We start from the raw sequence: 21,795 nt of genomic DNA, 5'->3' as shown, positions 1-21,795 counted from the left end.
CAGTCCCCCTTTGCATACGTTTACAATGACCATTATAGTATAGATGACTTTTTTTCTCAATTTTTAAAAAACTTATTGTGAAACCGTTTTAATTTTTGCAAGATTTAAGCTAAAATAGAGACGACTCACTAGAATTTGAGGCGGTGGATACGTGGAGCATCCTAAAACTTATTATTCAAAAACAATTGAACGAGAAACAGGTTCTATCCTGATTGAAGGACCAGTACCTGCATCAGAGCTTGCGAACTATACGTTTCATGAAGGACTAACGGCATTTCGCACGCCTGAGGAGCAAAAACAAGCACTTGTTGAAATAGCAGATCTTCCAGAAGGGCGTATTATCATTGCAAGAGTGGATGAGCTTGTCGTAGGCTATGTCACGTATTTGTATCCTGATCCGCTTGAGCGCTGGTCAGAAGGCAACATGGACAATTTAATTGAGCTTGGTGCCATTGAAGTCGCTCCTCCATTTAGAGGATGCTCGCTCGGCAAGCATTTACTTGATGTGAGCATGATGGATGAGCAAATGGAGAACTACATCATTATTACAACTGAATATTACTGGCATTGGGATTTAAAGGGGACAAAGAAAAACGTTTGGGAGTACCGTAAAATGATGGAGAAAATGATGAACGCAGGTGGTCTTGTTTGGTTTGCAACAGACGAGCCTGAGATCAGCTCACATCCGGCCAATTGTTTAATGGCGAGAATCGGAAAAAACGTGAGTCCTGATTCGATCGAGCGTTTTGATCGCCTTCGTTTCCATCAACGCTTTATGTATTAACGTTCAATTCGTTTTTTTGGCAAAGGGGTTTGGTAAACAATGATGATTGAACAAATTATGGAGCGTGATGTGATCACGCTGCGAAAAACCGATACGATCGAAGAAGCCATTCAAAAAATGAGTGCACATCACATTCGGCATATTCCCATCGTATCTGATCAAGATTCTGTCATTGGGATGGTGACAGATCGGGATATTAAAAATGCCAGTCCAAGTATTTTCGAAACAGAAAAAAGGCAGCTTTTTATTCAGCGGCCAGTAGAAGAGATCATGGTGTTAGAGACGATTACCGCCCATCCGCTTGATTTCGTTGAGGAGATTTCAAGTGTCTTTTTTGAGCATGGAATTGGCTGCCTTCCAGTAGTGAGACGCGGTAAGCTTGTAGGCATTATCACGAAGACAGATTTACTTCGTACGTTTGTCAGACTGACAGGTGCAGATCAGCCTGGGTCACACTTAGAGGTTGAAGTGGAGCAGATGACAGAAGGGCTCGCAGACATTACGACTATTTTAAAGGAGCAGCATATTCAAATGCTGAGTGTGCTTGTGTACCCGCATGCAAATGAAGCCTCTAAGGTGCTCGTATTCCGCCTTCAAACCATTCATGCAGATCATGTGACGAAGCTGATTCGTGCAAAAGGCTACAAAGTGATCTGGCCTATGGAGCAGACGGTTAAATGAAGGAAGCGACCTTTGTTTTTTCACCATCTTTTCAAACGTACCAGTTTCATCAAGATCATCCCTTCAATCAGCTTCGTGTCTACTTAACATATGATCTTCTTCAAAAAATGAAGGCGTTAACGGATGATGAGATCGTCGCACCGCGTATGGCTACGCTGGAGGAATTAAAGCTCGTCCATACGATAGATTATATTCAAGCTGTGCAGCGGGCAAGTGAAGGAAAGCTGTCTACAGCAGAAGGTGAACGTTATGGCCTTGGCACTGAGGATACACCGATGTTTGCAGGGATGCATGAGGCGGCTTCTCTTCTTGTTGGCGGAACATTAACAGCGGTTGATCAAGTGATGATGGGCCATTCGCAGCATGCACTCAACCTTGGCGGCGGGCTTCACCACGGATTTAAAGGACGTGCATCTGGCTTTTGTATTTATAATGACAGCTCTGTAGCCATTCAATATATTCAAAAGACATATGGCGCAAGGATTTTATATATTGATACGGATGCTCATCACGGAGATGGTGTACAGTTTAGCTTCTATGACGATCCAGAGGTATGTACTGTCTCCATTCATGAAACGGGGCGCTACTTGTTCCCTGGAACTGGACAAGTACAGGAAAGAGGACATGATAAAGGCTATGGCTATGCGTATAATATACCGCTCGATGCATTTACAGAAGACGAATCGTTCCTCGAAGCATACCGAACAGCAGTGACTGAGATTGCTGCTTTTTTTAAACCAGACGTGATTTTGACGCAAAATGGGGCGGATGCACACTACTATGATCCGTTAACCCATTTATCCGCCACCATGAAAATATATGAGGAAATTCCTAGACTTGCCCATGAGCTTGCGCATCAATATTGTGACGGCAAATGGATCGCTGTTGGCGGAGGTGGATATGATATTTGGCGCGTTGTCCCAAGAGCGTGGAGCCGCATTTGGCTTGAGATGAAAGGCATCACACCGCCAGCTGACCTTCCTCAGGACTGGATTCGGGCATGGAATAAGCAATCACCTGTCACCCTCCCATCCACATGGTTCGACCCTGACGATTTATATCCACCGATCCCAAGAAAAGTAGAAATCACAGAAAAAAATGCACAAACAGTAGAAAAAGCACTCATGCCTGTTAGAAGAGAAAAGAAAAATGCACAAAAAAAGACCTGATGATGGTCTTTTTTGTTTATGAACAACATGAGACGGCCTGTTCAACAGCATCTTCTGGAATATAAAGGACTCCATCTCTCACTCGGTAAGGGATCTCATGCTGCTCTAGCAATTTGATTGTGCCACTACCACCCAATACCTCACCGTACTCAATATATTCTCCGCTAAATGGCTTTTGACATGAAGTGAGACAGGATATCATGATCAAACAAGTGTAGCCAACAACAAAAGGTTTCAACAAAGCACCTCCATATAAAGAAAGCAGGCATTCACTGATGACGTGAGCCTGCTTTCTTTTTATCTTATGATTTTGTTGATTGTCTTTCTTCAATTCTGTGTGGCAGTTCCACAATTTGATCGTCCACTTGTTCTTTGTTCATTAGCTTTGTCAGCAGTCTCATAGCAACAGCGCCAATATCATATGTCGGCTGAACAACCGTTGTCAGCTGAGGACGTACCATGAGGGAAAGTCTTGTGTTATCAAAGCCAATAACCTCTAAGTCTTCAGGGATTGATACACCTCTGTCCTGTGCGCCGTGAATGACACCTAGAGCCATCTCGTCTGTTGCTGCAATGACAGCCGTCGGCTTGTCTGATTGCTCAAGCAGATTGGCAAGGGCTTCAATTCCTGAGTCATAGGAGTAATCACCTTCAGCAACGAGAACATCATCAAAAGCAATACCCGCTTCTTCTAGTGCACGCTTATAACCAGCAAGCTTTCTCACAGAGTTAATTGGTTCTGACATTGGACCAGATACGAACGCAATTCGTTTATGGCCTTTTTCAATTAATAATTGGACTGAATCATAAATGGCCTGCTCATAGTTAATGTTCACAGATGGTGTTTGTGCCTGCTCTTCAACTGATGCTGCAAGAACAATTGGTACAGGAGAGCGCTTAAATTCTTCGACAAGCACATCTGTGATGTTGCCGCCCATAAAGACAATCCCATCCACTTGTTTGCCTAGCATCGTATTTAACAAGTGCAGCTCTTTATCTGTATTTTGATCTGAGTTGCTCAAAATGATGTTGTACTTGTACATCGTAGCGATATCTTCAATCCCGCGTGCAAGCTCTGAATAGAAGATACTAGAAATATCAGGGATGATAACCCCAACCGTCGTTGTTTTTTTACTTGCAAGGCCTCGTGCCACTGCGTTTGGACGGTAGCCAAGACGATCAATCGCTTCAAGCACCTTTTTTCTTGTTGTTGGTTTTACGTTCGGATTTCCATTCACCACGCGTGATACCGTTGCCATACTTACATTTGCTTCTCTTGCTACATCATATATTGTAACATTATTCACATAAATCACTCCTTCAAATACACTTCATATCTATAGCATTCACCAATTAGGTAGAGACATATCAGATACGAGGAAAAATAATATCCTATTTGTCATTAAAACGATGAAAAGAGACACATAATTTTTCAATCTACATCAAAATGACATTCTTTTATGAAATTATACACGTTTTTTCTTCATATGAAAACGTTCCCTTTCTTTTTATAACTAAATTAAACAAACTTTAATGAGCTTGTTACCTGTAAATTGAATCATATTTCATCAAAAGTCATCGTGAACGTCAGTTATGACAATGATCTTAGCAGATTCTATTGAATTTTAAAAATGAAAACATTGTGAACAAGCCCTTTTTAAGCTTGCAATGTGTCCCCTACCTTTCATTTCCAATTCTATTGTGTTTTTTCCATAAAAAAGCCGCCGGGCTGTTATCCGGCGGCTTTTCTGCCTATTGTGTTATGCGTGAATGTTTACAAGTGGTCTTAAGGCTTCTAACCATTTTTCGAATTGAGGAATGTCCATTTGCTGCGCTGAATCAGATAACGCAACAGATGGGTCTGGATGCACTTCTGCCATAACACCGTCCGCTCCAATGGCAAGAGCTGCTTTAGCTGTCGGAAGAAGAAGATCTCTACGTCCAGTTGAGTGCGTCACATCAACGAATACTGGTAAATGAGTCTCTTGTTTTAAGATTGGCACAGCAGAGATATCTAATGTGTTTCTTGTCGCTGTTTCGTATGTGCGGATCCCGCGCTCGCAAAGGATGATTTGGTCATTTCCTTGTGCGATGATGTATTCAGCTGCATTGATGAATTCGGAAATGGTCGCTGCTAGACCGCGTTTTAAAAGAACTGGTTTCTTCACAGATCCGGCTTCTTTTAAGAGCTCGAAGTTTTGCATGTTACGTGCACCAATTTGAATCACATCAATATGCTCGATCGCTTCTTCAATATGAGCAGGGTTTACGATTTCACTAATGACAGCAAGACCGTATTCGTCAGCTACACGCTTTAGAATCTTTAGACCGTCTACGCCAAGTCCTTGGAAGTCGTAAGGACTTGTGCGAGGCTTAAATGCCCCACCACGAAGAAGTTTAATCCCTTGCTGTTTCGCTGCTGCTGCTACTTCTGCTACTTGCTCGTAGCTTTCAACGGCACATGGTCCAACGATGAAACGCTGTTTTCCATCACCGATTGCTTCTCCATTGATATTCACGATTGTATTTTCAGGTTTTTTCTTACGAGAAACTAGAAGTGCTTTGCTGTGGTCATCTTCTTGAAGCTCTAGACCTGCTTTGAAAATTTCTTTGAAAATATGTTGAACCGTTGAATTTTCAAATGGGCCATCATTTTCTTCAAGAATTTGGTTTAGCATTGTGCGCTCTCTGACAGGATCATAACGGTTGACACCTTGCGCTTCTTTTGCCTTACCAATTTCTTTTACAATGTTTCCTCTTTCATTGATCAGTTTTAAGATTTGAAGATTTAGTTCATCTGCTTGCTGTCTCAATTGTTCTAGTTCATTGTTGCTCATTTTTGTCATCCTTCCTCTGCCTGCTCTCGCTTTTTATTTTTTCATTCTCTCAGGATAGGGTTTATTATAAACAAAGATTTCGGAATTGTCACGAAAAAATTCTTTATTACCCAAACGCTTTTAAGCGATAAAGTATTGTATGTAAGATTATAGCATACTTTTGGTTCGAGTAAACCTTTTTTTATAAAAAAAACGCCAGCAGTTGCTGACGCTTTTTCTACATATTATGTTCAAGCGCTTCTTTTGTAATGCTTGAGTGAGATGCATGCCATTTTACTTTTCCACCGCTAAAGACGAATGCCTGGGGACTTTCGTGCTTTACTTCCGACTTTTCAGCCACATAGGATGAAAGCTCTCTTGTGTTTTGAATTTGCAAGAAATAAGTAGGCACGTCTTTATGTGCAGACGCAAATGCTTCAAACTCTTGAAAAGCAGCTTGGCTGATTGGACATGTCAAACTGTGCTTAAAAAAGACAAAGGTTCCGTCTTGATTCATTAGTTGATCAAACTGTTCTTCTGTTTCGATGAGTTGCTTTGACATGATGTGCTCCTTCCTAACTTAAGCAGCGATTTAGCCTTTAGTAGATTGTTCTACTTTTTCTTTGACATCTTTGATGCCGTCTTCAATTTCTGATTTTGCTTCTTGTGCTCTTACTTTTGCTTCGTCTGCTACATCTGACGCTTCGCTCGCAAGATCAGCTGCAGCATCTTTTGCTTCACTTTTCACTTGATTAGCTTTTCCAGCTGCACGCTCTTTTATGTCTTTGACTTTGTCTAAAATCTGGTTTGACTGCTCTGCCACCAGCTGAGACAATTCAGACGTTTTATCTTTCGCAATCGTTACATATTCAGTGCCTTTTTCCTTTGCATCTGTTGTGAGTCGATCTGTTTTGTCTTTTAAAGCATTCGCTTGGTTGTTCAAATCATCGCGAAGCTCTTTCCCTGACTTCGGTGCTAAGAATAAAGCTGTTGTTGCACCAACTATGCCACCAATAAGTGTTCCGATCAAAAAGTCTTTGCTATTGATTCCGTCTTTGCTCATGATTATTCCTCCTATGCGAAAATGGTTTATTTTTGGTGTTTACGTTGTTTCCATTTTTTATAAATTTCAAGTGCTGCATTACTCCAGCTTACAACATCCGTGACTTTTTCTTGGTTTCTTTCAACGGAAGAAGAAACTGCTCCAGCTGCCTGCTTTATGCTTGTATTAAATTGGTTGATCGAGCCGCCAATTCCCTGCACCGCATCCACAACTGTGTTGAGTTTTGCCGATTTGTCTTGAATATCTTCAGCAAGCTGATTCGTCTTATGTAGCAACTGTGCTGTCTCTGTGGTAATACCTTGCATCTGTCCTTCAAGACCTTCTAAAGTTGATGCGACATTCTTTAATGTCAGCTGTAAGGATTTTAATGTTTTAGACAAATAGATGACAAGAATGAGGAAAGCAATTGCGATTAGTGCAACGCTTAGATATAGAATAATAATCATCTGATACCTCCTTTGTTGCGGGCATATTCAATTCAATACCCTCTCGTTGTATCATTCAAACATCGCTAGAATGACCGATTGATTAATAATTCTACACTTATTGGCTAATTCCTGTCCACAGCGAATGAAAAAAAGCAGCAGTTCTTGACACATTTAGCCCCTTTGTCACATTTTATTCAACATAAAAAAGTGCCGATTGAAAACGGCACTTTTACGATCTTTACATTTATACAGCAACTTTCTCATAAGCACGTAAATATTTTTGAATGTCTCCGGCTCCCATAAAGATCAAAATTGCATCCTCGTGCGCTTTCAACACAGATGTCTCTTCTTCATCAATCAACTGGGCTTGCGGAATTTTTCCGCGTAAATCTTCGATGCTTAATTTTCCAATGTTTTCACGAGCTGAACCAAAGATATCACAAAGATACACATAATCAGCTTTCTTGAGACTATCAGCGAATTCAGTTAAGAATTGCTGTGTCCGTGTGAAGGTATGCGGCTGGAAAACAGCGACAATATCACGGTCTGGATATTTTTGACGTGCCGCTTCAATGGTGACCTCAATTTCAGTTGGGTGATGTGCATAATCGTCAATTAAGACTTGTTCACCTACTACTTTTTCATTAAAGCGTCGTTTCACACCGCCAAATGTTGTTAATGCACCTTTGATCAAATCGACATCAATGGCTTCATAATGACATAAAGCAATCACTGCTAACGAGTTGAGGACATTATGATTTCCATATGCAGGAATGTAGAAGGTATCATAAAACGTATTGCGTACAAATACATCAAATGTGGTGCCTTCCGTATTTTTCACAACATTACGTGCTTGGAAATCATTTTCTTCATTGAATCCGTAGTACACAACAGGTACTTTCGCTTGAATCTTGAGCAGATGCTCATCGTCTCCGCAAGCGATAATGGCTTTTTTCACTTGAAGCGCCATGTTTTGAAACGCATCAAACACGTCATCAATGTCCGAGAAATAATCAGGGTGATCAAAATCAATATTGGTCATGATCGCATAGTCTGGATGATAGCTGAGGAAATGTCTACGGTATTCGCATGCTTCAAATACAAAATACTCGCTGTTTTCTTTCCCCATTCCAGATCCATCACCGATTAAGTACGAAGTTGGCTTTGCTGATTGCATCACATGAGCAAGCAGTCCTGTTGTAGATGTTTTACCATGAGCACCAGTAATCGCAACGTTTGTGAATGAATCCATGTATTCTCCAAGGAATTTATGGTAACGAATCACAGGAATCCCTTCAGAAAGAGCACGTTCAATCTCAGGGTGTGTATCAGGAAATGCATTTCCTGCAATGACCGTCATCCCCGGCTGAATATTATCTGGGTCAAATGGAAGAATTTTAATGTTTCGTTCTTCTAATGCTTTTTGTGTAAAGATATGCTTTTCGATATCCGATCCTTGGACAGTATACCCAGTATCATGAAGAATTTGGGCCAGTGGACTCATACCTGTCCCTTTTATTCCAACAAAATGATAAACAGTCATAATTGTACCTCCAACAAACGTCTATCTGACTTACAGTATATGACGCTCATTTCAATTTGCAACTTGTGATTTTCGTCTCTAGCAGATCACAGATCGCAGCTCCAAATAAAGATTTTTTCCGATCTTCCTATTCTAATCAATATTAACTATGATTAGTATCCGACAACTTTCCCATTTCTAACACCTGTTTCAGCTCATTTTACATAAAAAGCGTTCAGACAGGCACGCAAAAAGTGTCCAATTACAAAATTGCACCTATGTGCTATCATACCATGTTTATCAAAAAAATGAAGTGGTTTGTTTAGATCAATTGTTCTAGATCACTGAGTGTCATGAGGACTTCTCTTGGCTTACTGCCTTTCGCCCCAGAGATCATGCCTTCACGTTCCATCATGTCGATCAATCTGGCTGCACGATTGTAGCCAATTCTAAATCTTCTTTGCAGGCTGGATGTACTCGCACTATTTTGCTCGATTGCAAATCGGCAGGCATCCATAAACAATTCGTCTTCGTCTGTAATCGCAGAGCCTTGAAGCATTAATTCCTCCTGTTCGAAAAGAAACACAGGCTTGCGTTGTTTCCTCACATGTGCCACCACTTGATCGATCTCGCGGTCTGATACAAAGTTCCCTTGCAGCCTTGTCGGCTTGCCGGAGCCATTTTCTAAGAAGAGCATGTCTCCTTTTCCGAGAAGCTTTTCTGCACCTGCCATGTCAATAATGGTTCTAGAATCTACCTGACTTGAGACAGAGAAAGCAATTCTTGTTGGGATATTGGCTTTAATGAGACCTGTGATGACATCAACGGATGGTCTTTGAGTCGCAATCAGTAAATGAATACCACACGCTCTTGCTTTTTGTGCAATCCGGCAAATGCTTTCTTCGACTTCATTTGGTGCGACCATCATTAAATCAGCCAGCTCATCGATGACAACGACGAGATACGGAAGTTTTTCACCCATTTGTTTTTCTTTCACAAGTTCATTGAATCGTTTAATTTCTCTCACACCAGAGTGAGCAAACAGTTCATAGCGTCTTTCCATTTCATCGACTACCCATTTCAGGGCAGCTGTCGCTGTCTTGGCATCAGTAATAACAGGACTCACGAGATGTGGAATGTGATTATACGGCGCTAATTCAACCATTTTAGGGTCGATTAAGAGCATTTTCACTTCATCTGGTGAGGCTTTAAACATCAAGCTTACTAAAATGGTATTAATGCAGACACTTTTTCCCGAACCTGTTGCTCCAGCAATTAAGCCGTGCGGCATTTTTTGCAAATCAACCACGACGGGCTGACCTGAGATATCTAATCCGAGCGCTGCCGTTAAAGGAGATGGATTGTCTCTAAATGCACTGCTTCTGATCATTTCTCTTAAGAACACCATTTTACTGTGCAGGTTCGGCACTTCGATTCCGATCGTGTTCTTTCCTGGGATCGGTGCTTCGATTCGAATATCCTTTGCGGACAAACTGAGTTTAATATCATCTGACAGGTTCGTGATTTTGTTCACTTTGACGCCTGGTTCAGGATGTACTTCAAATCTTGTGACAGAAGGGCCCTGCGTGACATGGACCACATTTGCTCTTACATTGAAATTTTTAAGCGTTGCATTGAGCAGGTCTGCCCGCTCTTTCACCCATGCCCCGTCCTCTTCTTTTTGAGCCGGAGGTACATCTAGAAGGGCTAAGCTTGGAAAAACATATCCTTGTGCATCAGACGTTTTCTTCTGTCCTTGCACGCGCTGGTCACTTTTTAACATCATGACGTTAAAAGGAACCGTTGAGGTTTGACCGCTTGAACGCTTTGGCTGCGGAGTTGTCTGTTTTGGTTCTTGTCGCTTCACTTCAAGCGTTTGTTCCCGCTGCTCTTTCTGATCCATGAAGGTTTCTGCTGACTCAGAGACAGTCCGTTCATCTGTTACTGATTCTGCTGGCATGACTTGCTCATCTACGATTTCAGGCTCTTCCGTAGATTGATCGTCTTGTAGGTCATGTTTGATCACTGGCTCAGCTTCTGCTTCTTCAAATTCTGCTGCTAGCACGTCTGCTTGTCTTTCTTCTATGGAATCAGTCTCTGCTTCTTCCCTGGCTTCTGGTGTGATGGCTTCTGTCACCGCCACTTCTTCTACTTGGCTATCTATTTCCATTTCAATTGCTGGTTGTGAGTCTTCAGCTGTTTCGAATGTCAATGTTTCTATTTCCTCAGCATGGTCTTCAAGCTGATCGGTCGGCTCGTCTTTTCTTTCTTCTTGATCGCCTGAGACGACCTGTTCCGGCTCAGGCTCTACCGGCTCGTCTTGGTATGTTGAGGCTTGCTGCTTATGTAAAACAGCTTCGTGATGGTCTTCTGGCTGTGAAAAGGCTTGATCCCTTTCCTCTGCTTGGATAAAAGATTCGTCATTTAAGCGCTCCATCGTCGACTGAACGTGATCCTGATAGGCGAGTTCCTCTTGCAATGTAAGAGGCGTCGCACCTGTTTGCATATCCGCTGTCTCTTCTGCAGGAGCTGAAGCAGCTTCTGCCATGCGATTTTCTTTCCTTATAGACGGGATGTTCATTTGCTGTCTCACATTCCGTTCACGCTCTGCCTCTTCTGATAACAAAGTAACACGCTGTGCTGTTTCTTCTGTGGCCTTCATTTGAACAGAGGGTGCTTCTTCTTTGCCTTCTTTTCGTTTTGGACGCATATCCTGATGATAGCCATAGATCGGCGAAGGGATTTGCTCTGTTTTGAATGGTTTTTTATTTATATCAGGCTGCAACGTTTGTTTTGGCTGATAGGTCGTCTGCTTTGCCTTTGGCTGACTGGGTCTCGTGTGCCTTCTCTCCTGCTGCTTCACTCCGTCACGAGCGGGTTCATCTGGAACAAGAGGAAAGCGGAAGTTGCCTTTCGGATATTCATAATAGACTTTCGTATCTTCCATTTTTTTATATTCTTTATGCTGTTCAAAAGCTGCCTGCTTTGGCGCAGCCGGACCTTCATGCGGTCTCTCAGCTTCTTCTTTCTTTTCATCTCCTAAAAACACACTAAAAAATTTATCTATCCAACTCATCGTTTATCACTCACTTTAACTCCCCTTACGTTTTCTTGGGCGATTTTTAGTATACCACTGCTTTTTCATGCAGAAAAGCGAGAAAAGTGCCGCTTTTGCTGTTCAGGCTGTATGTAGATGAAAAAAAGTCACTAAGTACGTACTTAGTGACTTTTCGTATAACACATTCTTCGCTCATCAGTGCCCGTTTATGGGAGGTTAAGCTTCAAAGGGTTCGCCAGCCTGGTGGCTTCCTTCTAGAACAAGGATCCCTTTTTCAGCAGGCGCATCCGGAAGATCTAATTCTTTTGCTGAACAAATCATTCCGCTTGATGGCACACCTCTTAGTTCAGCATCTTTGATGATCAAACCGCTTGGCATCACTGCACCGACCTTGGCAACAACGACATATTGACCTTGATCGACGTTTGGTGCACCGCACACGATTTGTAATGTTTCTTCGCCAACATCTACTTGGCAAATGTTTAATTTATCTGCATTAGGATGCTTTTCCTTTTCTTTCACATAGCCGACAACAAATTTTGGCGATAGATCGACAGTCAACGTTTCACTGACACCGTTGCGGTTTAAAATTTCATTGATATCTTGAACAAGCGTTTCAGAAAGCGGTACAGATCCGTTTTCTTCAATTTTCATGTAAGTGGATGCGTTGAAGATATTAAAGCCTGTTGTTTCTTTTGTCTCTTGATTGAAGATTCTTACAACATCCCCAAACGTTTCATGACCTACTTCTTCTCTTGTCACATCTTTCAATGAAATAAGAAGTGTGTCTCCTACACCTTCTGCATTATAAAAAGCATTCATTCTTCAAAATTCCCTTCTACTACTGTTTTGGTCTGCTTTTCGCAAGAATAAAGATTGGTTCGAGCTTGCCCTCATCATATAAAAATGACAATGCAGTAATTGGAACCGTCCCGCTAGCGAAGAAGCTCATCGACATTTGCCCTAAAATATCGTAGCCTGAATCATTGCGAATATCTGCAATGATGAATACATCTTGATGGGGAACAGATATGGCCATCTGCCCCTCTATTTTTTGCGCGTATTCTTGTAAAATCGATTCATTTAAAAGTCTGCTTGCATCATATCCGTCGTTCGCACGGAAGAAATAAAAACGATTGCCTGCGACTTCATCCATTTTCACCACGGTTTCAAGTGAGCGGACGTTAAAGCTTGCGGTTTCCCTGATTCGCTCTTTTGTCCAATTTTCCTTTTGAAGCATCTTTTCATCAATTAATCTGTAGGTACTTCCAAGGTCAAGCGCATAGTAGATTCTTGTTTCAGCTGTATGCTCATCAAAAACAAGCGGAATCTCGTCACTTGATGTCTCAGGAAAGGAAGTTGAACGAATGACCGGATAGATTTGCTTTTCTTTACCAGATATGTGCTGCGCTTCGCCTTTCATCGCGCTTAGCGCCTCTTTCACATAGTAAACGATCTCATCCAGTGTTTCATCAGGCTTTACTTCCCACTTCGCAATAATTGGTGGAAGCTCAAGCGTGATGCCCTTACCTGTTTGTTTATCTTCGATACGTAGCGTATCTTTTTCCCGGTCAAACTGGTGTGACCAGCTGTCACTCGTCAGACGGCTTTTGAGTTCGTTCGCAAGCTGTCTTGATGTCATTTTTGCCATGGTTTTAGACTCTCCTTTCGTTATTTAGAAAGAGAATCTGTTAAAAATGCTTCAATCTCTTCCTTCGTCTTACGATCTTTGCTGACAAAGCGGTTGATCTCTTGTCCGTTTTTAAAGACTAAAAAGCTTGGAATGCCGTAAATTTCCCACTCTGCACAAGTGTCAATGAACTGATCTCTATCGACATAGAAGTATTCAAATTCTGGGTAGTTTGCTTCAAGTTCTGGTAAGAATGGTTCAATAAATGTACAGTCAGGGCACCAGTCAGCTGAGAATAGTAATACCGTTAAGTCTTGTTGAATTACTTTTTGTAATTCTTCGTTTGATTCAATTTTTTTCATGTTTCATTCCTCCAGTTTGTATGGTTAAATCTCCGAATTGTATATAGCCTTTCTTTCTCATCCATTCTGATACTACCAAACTAATCACTGCCGGACCAACAATATGCAAGAGAGCAATCGCGAGTAGTACGGATGGATGAAACCCCATGACTGTCAGCGTCATCAGTTGTCCAACAAGACCGCTCGTTCCCATACCCGCCCCTGCCGCATTATTGACCATCCCAAAGCCAATAATACCAATTGGCGCAAGAATAAGGCCCGCAATCGTCGGCGGAATAAGGATGAGGGGGTTTTTCACAATATTCGGCAGCTGCAGTTTTGACGTCCCAATGCCGACAGCCGCAAGACCGCCAAAGCGATTTTCTCTAAAGCCTGCAGCGGCAAAGCCAACCATTTGAGCGCAGCAGCCGATCGTTGCAGCACCCGCCGCTGTCCCGCTTAAATCAAGCATCAGCGCAAGCGCAGCACTAGAGATCGGTGAGCTGAGGGCAAGTCCAACAATGGTCGCCACTAGCATACCCATGATCAGCGGACTTTGGTCTGTTCCCCACATGATGAGCCTGCCTAGACCTGTCATCATACCTTCAATCCCAGGCCCGATCAAAGCGGCGGTGAAAAAGCCCGTCATAATGGTGACAAGCGGCGTTAGGATAATATCAATTCTTGTCTCTCCACTAACAAGTTTAGCTAATTCTACACCAATTAATGCTGCCACAAAGCTTCCAGCAGGTCCTCCAAGCTCTGCTCCTGCGGCACCTGAGACCACACTTGCAAAAATGATCAGAGGAGATGCATTTAAGCGATACGCAACCGCTACGCCGATCGCTGGTCCCATAAGCCCCATGGCGAGTGTTCCCATTTTGATAATGAGTGGAAGTGATAACAGGCCGCCTGCTGTTTTTAAGATAAGCCCTACCACTAATGTTGCAAATAGACCTAAAGCCATATAAGAGAGTGCATCAATGAAATACACCTTTGGCGAAAAGGAAATACCCTTTCTTTTCAAATAAGTCATCAACGTCGTCTTCCCGCTTTCTCATAGGAAAGACGAAGAGGCCTGTCCTTCCCATTATATGTAGTATTCTTACGATGAAAAATAGTCTCTACCATGAATATCATAATCATATTTTTTTTGCTTTATCAAGCACTTCTTGTGTAACATGAAAAGAAACAGGGCAAACCTTTACTAAGTTTGTGCACAAGGAGGAGATCGTTATGCAATTAATCGTCTATTTAGCTGGAGAAATTCATAGCCAGTGGCGTGATGAAATCAAGGAGAAAAGCCAATCTTTGAAGTTACCTGTGACATTTGTTGGTCCAATGGAGAATCATGACCGCTCGGACAACATTGGTGAAGACATTTTAGGCGAGCAACCAAATGCCATTTTAAAAGACGATGCTGCTTCTGATTTGAACAATTTCCGCACTGAGATTTTATTGAATAAAGCAGATGTTGTCATTGCACGCTTCGGAGAGAAATATAAACAGTGGAACACTGCAATGGATGCATCTTCTGCCATCGCCAAAGGAAAACCTCTTATTTTGATCCGTCCAAAGGAACTACACCATCCATTAAAGGAACTATCAAACAAAGCAAATATCACTGTGGAAACAGTGAATCAAGCGATCAAGGCGTTATCTTACGTGTTTGAACAGCAATAAGAAAGAAGGCTGCCTTCATTGAAGAGGCAGCCTTTACACTGTTGACAAAGGGCTAAAATGACCTTTATTTTAGCCCTTTGTCTCCTTTTCAGCGTGATAGAAAACCTTTGCAGTCTAGGAAGGACGAGTACCGGAGCGGAGCGAATTTGACATTCGTGAGCATCGGCACGCAGGACTGACAAAGAATGCGAGGGTTTGTCTACACGCTGAAGGCTGCCCTCATTGAAGAGGCAGCCTTTTCTATGACGTTTACACCTGTTGATAAATAGAATCCACCGTGCTTTGATCACAGCTTTTAACAAGACGAACAATTAGCTCTTTTGCCGCAGCGTAATCATCCACATGTAAGACAGAATGACTTGTATGAATATAGCGCGCACAAACGCCAATAACTGCAGATGGCACACCTTTATTCGAAATATGAACACGTCCAGCATCAGTACCACCTGGTGATACGAAGTATTGGTATGGAATGTTATTTGTTTCAGCCGTATCGAGCACAAAGTCTCTCATGCCACGGTGCGTAATCATCGTTCGATCAAAAATACGAAGAAGTGCACCTTTTCCAAGCTGGCCGAATTGTGTTTTGTCACCCGTTACATCATTTGCAGGACTCGCATCTAAAGCAAAGAATAGGTCCGGCTGAATCATATTGGCTGCTACTTCTGCACCTCTAAGCCCTACTTCTTCCTGAACTGTTGCACCTGAATACAGCTGACATGAAAGGGTTTCGTCTTTTAATTCTTTTAATAATTCAATTGCAAGTCCGCAGCCATAGCGGTTATCCCAAGCCTTTGCTAAGATCTTTTTTGGATTCGCCATTGGGGTAAAGACCGTTGCAGGGACGATTTGCTGTCCTGGGCGAATGCCAAGCTCTTTTGCCTCTTCTTCGCTATCTGCACCAATATCAATCAGCATATCTGACGGCTTCACAGGTTTGCTTTTTTGTTCTGGTGTCAGAAGGTGAGGAGGTGTACTAGACACGACACCAGGAATTGGCCCATGATCGGTATGAACATCCACACGCTGAGCCAGCATGACTTGACTCCACCAGCCACCAAGTGTTTGAAAACGAATCATCCCGTTTTTCGTAATCGATGATACCATGAAGCCCACTTCATCCATATGACCAGCCACCATGATGTTTGGTGCCTTTTCTGGACCCTTACGTACGCCAAACACTCCGCCAAGACGATCCTGAATGAGTTCATCGGAATATTTCTCAAGTTCCTTTTTCATAAAAGCACGCACATGGTGCTCATTACCTGGAGTTCCTTGTAATTCTGTTAAATTTCGGAAAAGCGACAATGTTTCTTCGTTCATTCTACGATTTACCTCGTTTCTATGTAATGACCATATATATTCCTATAAAAATAACACTCACTTTATACTATAAGAATTCTTTCGGTTTTCCAAGTATCTGTCCAGAAATTTTGAATATGCTCTCAAGTATTCGGATTTCTTAACATCAATGGACAAGTTTTGTATAATGGAAAAAACAGCAATACGGAGGTGCAGCACGTTGAAGTTAAAACATGTTCTGATTGGTGCGAGTATTGGCGTAGCCGCTGCAATGATTGCAAAGAAAGTATTTTTCCCTACGTATATCTCGTCTGAAAAAGCGTTAAAAATTGTGAAATCTGCTTTTAAACAGCGCGGTCCGATCGATGGCTCTTGGATCTATACGGTACCAGAGCCGTATACCGTAAATGGTGAAACAGTTGATGTGTACAAATCTGGCATTACACGCTCTGCCTTTGGCGAGCTTGAACAGTACGAAGTCATGATTGATGCAAAAACAGGCATGATCGTTGATGTCATTGATTCTGTTGCTTGATAAAGAAAGCTTCGCAAAGGCGTGTCCTTGCGAAGCTTCTTTTTTATTTTATATGGCTTTGATTTTTTTGTATACAGGGTGCCACATGGCGTCTTGCACAGTCTGTATGAGATCATCTGGCGATTCTTCGGCAATCCCTTCGTCAATCGCCGCTTGCGCCACACGGACAGCCACTGTGGCTGAAACCGTTCGAAGCTGATCGACACTTGGCAGCATCGCCGCACCAGGTTTTCCGACATTGACCATGCTGGCAATGGCTTCAGCACTCGCAACAAACATGCTATTTGTCATCAGACGGGCTTTAGACACAATCGTTCCAAGACCAAGACCTGGAAAAACAAGGGCATTATTTGCCTGCCCAATTTCATATGTGACCCCATTGTATTCCACGGGATCAAATGGACTTCCCGTTGTCACAAGCGCACGTCCTTCTGTCCACTCGATCAGATCCTCCGGCTTTGCTTCTGAAAGAGGTGTCGGATTAGACATCGGTAAAATCGCTGGGCGCTCGACGTGTGACGCCATTTCTTTCACAATTTCCTCTGTAAATGCCCCTCCTACTGTCGAGGTACCAATTAAAATGGTTGGTTTTGCCTGCTTGACGACCTCTAACAAATCAATGGAATGCTTTGGACCATTACGGGCATAATCCTTTACTTCGTCAGAACGTCTTGCATACGGCTTTTGGAATGGCTGAATGTCGGCCGAATCATCTGTCAGTAATCCCGTTTTATCAATACACCAGAAATGATCATAAGATTCCTCTTCTTTGACACCGTCTCTTACGATGGCATCACGGATTTGCTCTGCTATGCCAATACCTGCCGTACCCGCTCCAAAGATGACAATTCGATGATCCTTCAGCGGGACCTTCGATGCTTTTACACATGCCAAAACCGCAGCAAGCGAAACTGCTCCAGTTCCTTGAATATCATCATTAAATGTACAAATACGGTCCTTATATTTTTCTAAAATGGCGCGGGCATTCTTTGTACCAAAGTCTTCCCAGTGAAGGAGCGCATTTGGAAAGGTGGCACGGGCAAGCTCTACATATTGATCAATGAACTGATCGTAGCGTTCGCCTCGAACGCGAGAGTGCTGATTTCCGACATAAAGCGGATCATTCAAGAGACTTTCTTGATTCGTCCCGGCATCAAGCACTACTGCCAGCACGCGGCTTGGGTCAATACCTGCTGCCGCTGTATAGACAGCCAATTTCCCAACTGAAATCGCTATTCCGCCAACGCCCCAGTCTCCGATGCCTAATATGCCCTCTGCATCCGTGGCCACGATTAAATCAATCGATTCATCTACACCGTAGGAAGCGAAAATCTCTTCCATACCTTCTAGGTCATCAATGGATAAATAAAGTCCTCTGGGCTTTCTATACTCATGGCTATAACGCTGAATGGCCGTTCCTACGGTCGGGGTGTATACGATCGGAAGCATTTCAGCCAAATGTTCATTTAATAATTTATAAAAGAGCACTTCGTTTCTGTCATGAAGAGATGTTAAATAGACATTTTTCCCAAGCTCATCTGGCTGTGCTTTGAACTGCTCATATGCACGCTTTGCCTGGTCTTCTAACGTTAAAACCTTAGGCGGGAGAAATCCCTTTAAACCAAGCTCTTCCCGTTCTTCCTTTGTAAATGCAACGCCTTTGTTTAGATAAGGGACAGACATGACTTCCATCCCTCTTAATGGTGTCTCGATGACATCACCCTGTACACGATAAAATTGGTTCACCTGCACTCTTCCTTTCACAAGTTCATTTTGTCGTTATTTTGTGTGAAAGGCGAAAAAAACATACAGATGATCTTTTATCTTCCTGTTTCTCTTTTGACTTCATGTGTGATTTGCCCGTCTTCATCCCACTTCACAGCGCGGTAAATGGCATCATGATAAAACAAGTACCATGCATTTTGTTCTTCTGCGAATGCTTGCCACTTTTGTTTAGCAGGAATCGAGGTCATCGGATAATCGTCATATGCCAGCACCCAGAGTGGATTTTTATGAGCGTGTGTTGGCATGATATCAGCTAAATGAATCGCTGTTTCTCCCTGACTTGTGAGCGTTAAGATGCTGTGTCCATTGCTATGACCGCCTGTGTGATGCAGCTCGATGCCTTTTGTCACTTCGATGCTTTCTTCAAATGTGACCACTTGATCTGCTACAGGCTCCCAGTTTTCTTTCCAATATGTATTTCTTGAGCGAATGTTCGGCGCTCTCATTTCATCCCATTCGATTTTGGATGTGATGATTTTTGCCTGTTGAAAAACAGACACGAGCTGATCGCCCTCACGTTTTGTTAACCCGCTGGCATGATCGAAGTGCAGATGAGTCATTAATACGTAATCAATGTCTGATGGGCGTAGACCGAGAGCCGCAAGCGATTCTTCCATTTTGGTCTCCTCTGTCACGCCGTAATTGCGTTTTTGTTTATCCGTCAGCTTCCCTGATCCGATGCCGGAATCCACTAATAGATGAAGACCATTCCACCGGATAAGCATTGGATCACACCGTAATTCAATTTGATTGCGATCGTTTACTGGATATTTTTTTGACCATAACGGCTTTGGCACCACACCGAACATCGCACCGCCGTCCATGTGAGTATCTCCCCCGTTTAACCAGAACAGTTCCATTTCGCCTATTTTCATTGTCTCCATTGCTGTCATCCCTCCTTTTTCTATCGTAGCAAATACAGCCAAAAATCGCATGCACCAATCTTTTCATTAAAAAAAGCTGACTGCAATGATCCAATGCAGCCAGCTTTATTCATAGGTTATTCTGGGAATTTCACTTCTGATCGATAGATGGGTTGTCCCATAGAAGAGAATTTCTCTTCATATTCGGTCATCACATTTCCTTCTAGATCATCCTCATGTAAATCAAGGCTTACATACGTTAAAAGCAGTCCGTAAGCAGAAAAGCTTTTTAAGGAATATTCAAATAACCCGCGGTTATCTGTTTTGAAATGTAATTCACCGCCTGGACGGAGAATATGTTCATATCGCTCTAAAAAGGCTTTAAAGGTCAATCTGCGCTTTTCGTGTCTTGCTTTAGGCCACGGATCAGAGAAATTTAAATATACTCGATCAATTTCATTTTCCGCAAACACATCTGTCAGTGTCTCAGCGTTGATGTTCAAAAGCTTCACGTTATCAACATCTGTCTCTTTGATTTTATCTACTGCTGTCACAATGACACTTTTAAATAATTCAATGCCAATATAGTTGATATCAGGATGAAGCTTGCCCATTCCAGCAATAAAGCTCCCTTTTCCTGTCCCAACTTCAATATGGATTGGATGATCATTTCCAAACAGCTCATGCCATTTCCCTTTATACTGTTCAGGGTTTGCTAGAGCAATATGAGCATTTTCAGCTAAGTAATCATCCGCCCATGGTTTATGTCGCATTCTCAATTTGATACACCTCTATTTTCTTTACATTTTATCAAGATACCATGAAACATAAAGACCCGCAAGACAGCATCTCATATGCACATATGAAAAAGACCAGCCTCTATTTGAGCTGGTCTGCCGCATGTATAAATTGGGCGCTAGATGCACAGTTTAACCACATAAACGACACGCAAGAAAGGAGCATATGTATGGGATTAAACCGCCAACATCAGCTTCAATTAATCAAAGATATCTTAACCGATCACCAGCTGGATTGCTGTGGTACTGTTGCAGAATATGAACAGGTGGGACGCGTGATTCAATTAATGCTGGCGAAAGAGGATCTTGATGCTGATGTTCGACAGCTGTTAACAGATATTTATGATTACAGCCAAAAGGGCACCTCTGTCAGCTCAATTGATGCACATATCGAGGAGCATCAATCTCATCTGTCTGAGTGGGTCGAAAACATTCCACTGTCTTAATGGATGTTTAACCGTTTTAGCAGTGCGTTTAGCTCCGCTTGCACTTCTTTTTGCGCCTTTTCATTTCCTTTTCTTTTATGCCAAACGACAAACGATACGGTTTCAGCGAGCACGTACCACGCCATGCGTTTCCGCAAATTGTCCGTCAGCGGGGCGCCGTACATAGAGAGCCAGCTTTCCCAGTTCTCTTCATCAACATAATGATATAAAAGCGGTCCAAGATCAATTGCAGGGTCTGCAATCATTGCCCCATCCCAATCGATCAAAAAGAGCTGGTTTTCATCTGTCAGCAGCCAATTATTATGATTGAGGTCACAATGGCATACGACCTTATCCTCAAAATGGACAGCCCCCACATGCTTCTCTAAATACTGGATAGCACGCGAGATGTCATGTGATTCAATCTGCTCTTTTAAGATGGACTGCTTGAGATGCATCAGAATGGATTCTGGGTCAAGCGAGTGCTTTTCTAATCGTTTCAGCATATCGAGCAACTCTTTAGATGTATGAATTTTTCTGAGCTGCTCCGCAACAGGACGATCATTCATGTCCTTTGGCTTCAGCTCCCTGCCGCTCAGCCAGTGCTGCGCAGTAATGACATCCCCATTTTCCATCCGTTTTGTCCAGACAAGCTTCGGCACAATGCCTTCAGCTGACAAAACCGCAAGAAACGGTGACGTATTGCGTTTTAAAAATAACTTTTGGTCATTGTGTGTTGCGAAGTACGCATCTCCCGTAGCGCCTCCAGCGGGAGAGATGTGCCATTCGCTACCTAATATTTGTCCCAACCAGTTCATATCAATTTTCAACCCATCATTTCTTAAAATATTTTAAATCATGCTTTTTTAGTCGACAAAATTCAGCCGATTGAAGGTCAATTGGCTGTTTCTTT

At 42.6% G+C, this 21,795-nt stretch carries 23 protein-coding genes; 6 read left to right on the top strand and 17 right to left on the bottom strand.

The annotated features are described in order from the left end of the window. The first annotated feature begins 151 nt into the window (after positions 1–151). Genes C6W18_RS17260 through C6W18_RS17250 form a run of 3 tightly spaced genes read left to right on the top strand, consistent with a single transcriptional unit; the run spans position 152 to position 2,634 of the window. Entirely contained in the window at positions 152–784 is a 633-nt protein-coding gene (locus C6W18_RS17260; protein WP_058337273.1) for a GNAT family N-acetyltransferase, read from the top strand. Between the two features lie 39 nt (positions 785–823). Continuing rightward, positions 824–1,465, top strand: a complete 642-nt coding sequence (locus C6W18_RS17255; RefSeq protein WP_105928358.1) for a CBS and ACT domain-containing protein — start codon at positions 824–826, stop codon at positions 1,463–1,465. Then, positions 1,462–2,634, top strand: coding sequence for an acetoin utilization protein AcuC (locus tag C6W18_RS17250; RefSeq protein WP_105928357.1), 1,173 nt, complete (start codon positions 1,462–1,464; stop codon positions 2,632–2,634). Before C6W18_RS17255 ends, C6W18_RS17250 begins: the two co-directional genes overlap by 4 nt. Positions 2,635–2,650: 16 nt before the next feature. On the opposite strand, the gene C6W18_RS17245 is transcribed toward C6W18_RS17250, so the two are convergent. From C6W18_RS17245 to C6W18_RS17190, 12 genes are all read right to left on the bottom strand, one after another. After that, positions 2,651–2,872, bottom strand: a complete 222-nt coding sequence (locus tag C6W18_RS17245) for a hypothetical protein (protein WP_142392823.1) — start codon at positions 2,870–2,872, stop codon at positions 2,651–2,653. Between the two features lie 64 nt (positions 2,873–2,936). Then, a complete protein-coding gene (ccpA, locus tag C6W18_RS17240; protein ID WP_034322424.1) occupies positions 2,937–3,941 on the bottom strand; it encodes a catabolite control protein A in 1,005 nt (334 codons plus the stop codon). A 453-nt stretch (positions 3,942–4,394) separates the two neighbouring features. After that, the gene (locus C6W18_RS17235) at positions 4,395–5,471 is read right to left on the bottom strand and encodes a bifunctional 3-deoxy-7-phosphoheptulonate synthase/chorismate mutase (RefSeq protein ID WP_034322634.1); all 1,077 of its coding nucleotides are present in this window, start codon (positions 5,469–5,471) and stop codon (positions 4,395–4,397) included. 217 nt (positions 5,472–5,688) lie between these two features. Then, on the bottom strand, positions 5,689–6,012 hold the full coding sequence (ytxJ, locus tag C6W18_RS17230) for a bacillithiol system redox-active protein YtxJ (RefSeq protein WP_034322426.1): 324 nt from the start codon (positions 6,010–6,012) through the stop codon (positions 5,689–5,691). A 30-nt stretch (positions 6,013–6,042) separates the two neighbouring features. Further along, the gene (locus C6W18_RS17225; protein ID WP_105928355.1) at positions 6,043–6,513 is read right to left on the bottom strand and encodes a YtxH domain-containing protein; all 471 of its coding nucleotides are present in this window, start codon (positions 6,511–6,513) and stop codon (positions 6,043–6,045) included. Positions 6,514–6,539: 26 nt separating this feature from the next. Then, the gene (locus tag C6W18_RS17220; RefSeq protein WP_024424855.1) at positions 6,540–6,959 is read right to left on the bottom strand and encodes a DUF948 domain-containing protein; all 420 of its coding nucleotides are present in this window, start codon (positions 6,957–6,959) and stop codon (positions 6,540–6,542) included. A 226-nt stretch (positions 6,960–7,185) separates the two neighbouring features. After that, complete coding sequence (gene murC, locus C6W18_RS17215; protein WP_034322432.1) at positions 7,186–8,484, bottom strand: UDP-N-acetylmuramate--L-alanine ligase; 1,299 nt, start codon at positions 8,482–8,484, stop codon at positions 7,186–7,188. Positions 8,485–8,785: 301 nt separating this feature from the next. After that, the gene (locus C6W18_RS17210) at positions 8,786–11,539 is read right to left on the bottom strand and encodes a DNA translocase FtsK (protein ID WP_105928354.1); all 2,754 of its coding nucleotides are present in this window, start codon (positions 11,537–11,539) and stop codon (positions 8,786–8,788) included. Between the two features lie 198 nt (positions 11,540–11,737). Further along, positions 11,738–12,343 carry a YtpR family tRNA-binding protein gene (gene ytpR, locus C6W18_RS17205; protein WP_034322440.1) on the bottom strand — a complete coding sequence of 202 codons (606 nt, stop codon included), beginning with the start codon at positions 12,341–12,343 and terminating at the stop codon, positions 11,738–11,740. A gap of 19 nt (positions 12,344–12,362) precedes the next feature. After that, positions 12,363–13,172, bottom strand: a complete 810-nt coding sequence (locus tag C6W18_RS17200; RefSeq protein WP_105928353.1) for a DUF1444 domain-containing protein — start codon at positions 13,170–13,172, stop codon at positions 12,363–12,365. Positions 13,173–13,192: 20 nt separating this feature from the next. Further along, a complete protein-coding gene (locus C6W18_RS17195) occupies positions 13,193–13,513 on the bottom strand; it encodes a thioredoxin family protein (protein ID WP_034322446.1) in 321 nt (106 codons plus the stop codon). After that, complete coding sequence (locus C6W18_RS17190) at positions 13,500–14,528, bottom strand: PTS sugar transporter subunit IIC (RefSeq protein WP_105928352.1); 1,029 nt, start codon at positions 14,526–14,528, stop codon at positions 13,500–13,502. The genes C6W18_RS17195 and C6W18_RS17190 overlap by 14 nt, the downstream gene beginning before the upstream one ends. Before the next feature lie 200 nt (positions 14,529–14,728). Between C6W18_RS17190 and C6W18_RS17185 the strand changes: the two genes are divergently transcribed. Continuing rightward, positions 14,729–15,175 (top strand): YtoQ family protein, encoded by a 447-nt coding sequence (locus C6W18_RS17185; RefSeq protein ID WP_034322451.1) that lies wholly within the window; start codon positions 14,729–14,731, stop codon positions 15,173–15,175. Between the two features lie 249 nt (positions 15,176–15,424). On the opposite strand, the gene C6W18_RS17175 is transcribed toward C6W18_RS17185, so the two are convergent. Continuing rightward, the gene (locus C6W18_RS17175; RefSeq protein ID WP_034322452.1) at positions 15,425–16,498 is read right to left on the bottom strand and encodes a M42 family metallopeptidase; all 1,074 of its coding nucleotides are present in this window, start codon (positions 16,496–16,498) and stop codon (positions 15,425–15,427) included. 199 nt (positions 16,499–16,697) lie between these two features. Here C6W18_RS17175 and C6W18_RS17170 point away from each other — a divergent pair, with 199 nt between their 5' ends. Then, positions 16,698–17,012 (top strand): PepSY domain-containing protein, encoded by a 315-nt coding sequence (locus C6W18_RS17170; RefSeq protein ID WP_034322455.1) that lies wholly within the window; start codon positions 16,698–16,700, stop codon positions 17,010–17,012. 48 nt (positions 17,013–17,060) lie between these two features. Here the strand turns inward: C6W18_RS17170 and C6W18_RS17165 are convergent, their stop codons facing one another. The 3 genes from C6W18_RS17165 to trmB form a co-directional block, all read right to left on the bottom strand. Then, positions 17,061–18,758: an NAD-dependent malic enzyme gene (locus C6W18_RS17165; RefSeq protein WP_034322458.1), complete on the bottom strand. Its 1,698-nt coding sequence runs from the start codon at positions 18,756–18,758 to the stop codon at positions 17,061–17,063. Positions 18,759–18,832: 74 nt separating this feature from the next. Beyond that, complete coding sequence (locus C6W18_RS17160) at positions 18,833–19,681, bottom strand: YtnP family quorum-quenching lactonase (protein WP_034322460.1); 849 nt, start codon at positions 19,679–19,681, stop codon at positions 18,833–18,835. Positions 19,682–19,797: 116 nt separating this feature from the next. After that, positions 19,798–20,439 (bottom strand): tRNA (guanosine(46)-N7)-methyltransferase TrmB, encoded by a 642-nt coding sequence (gene trmB / locus C6W18_RS17155; RefSeq protein WP_034322462.1) that lies wholly within the window; start codon positions 20,437–20,439, stop codon positions 19,798–19,800. A gap of 188 nt (positions 20,440–20,627) precedes the next feature. Here trmB and C6W18_RS17150 point away from each other — a divergent pair, with 188 nt between their 5' ends. After that, on the top strand, positions 20,628–20,903 hold the full coding sequence (locus C6W18_RS17150; protein WP_034322465.1) for a YtzH-like family protein: 276 nt from the start codon (positions 20,628–20,630) through the stop codon (positions 20,901–20,903). On the opposite strand, the gene C6W18_RS17145 is transcribed toward C6W18_RS17150, so the two are convergent. Continuing rightward, the gene (locus C6W18_RS17145; RefSeq protein ID WP_034322638.1) at positions 20,900–21,700 is read right to left on the bottom strand and encodes a phosphotransferase family protein; all 801 of its coding nucleotides are present in this window, start codon (positions 21,698–21,700) and stop codon (positions 20,900–20,902) included. The genes C6W18_RS17150 and C6W18_RS17145 overlap by 4 nt on opposite strands. Between the last annotated feature and the right edge of the window lie 95 nt (positions 21,701–21,795).

This window comes from Bacillus sp. LLTC93, assembly GCF_002993125.1.
Taxonomy (GTDB): domain Bacteria; phylum Bacillota; class Bacilli; order Bacillales; family Bacillaceae; genus Bacillus; species Bacillus zhangzhouensis.
Note: the sequence above shows the minus strand (reverse complement) of the source record. Positions and strands in the feature narration are given on the sequence as shown.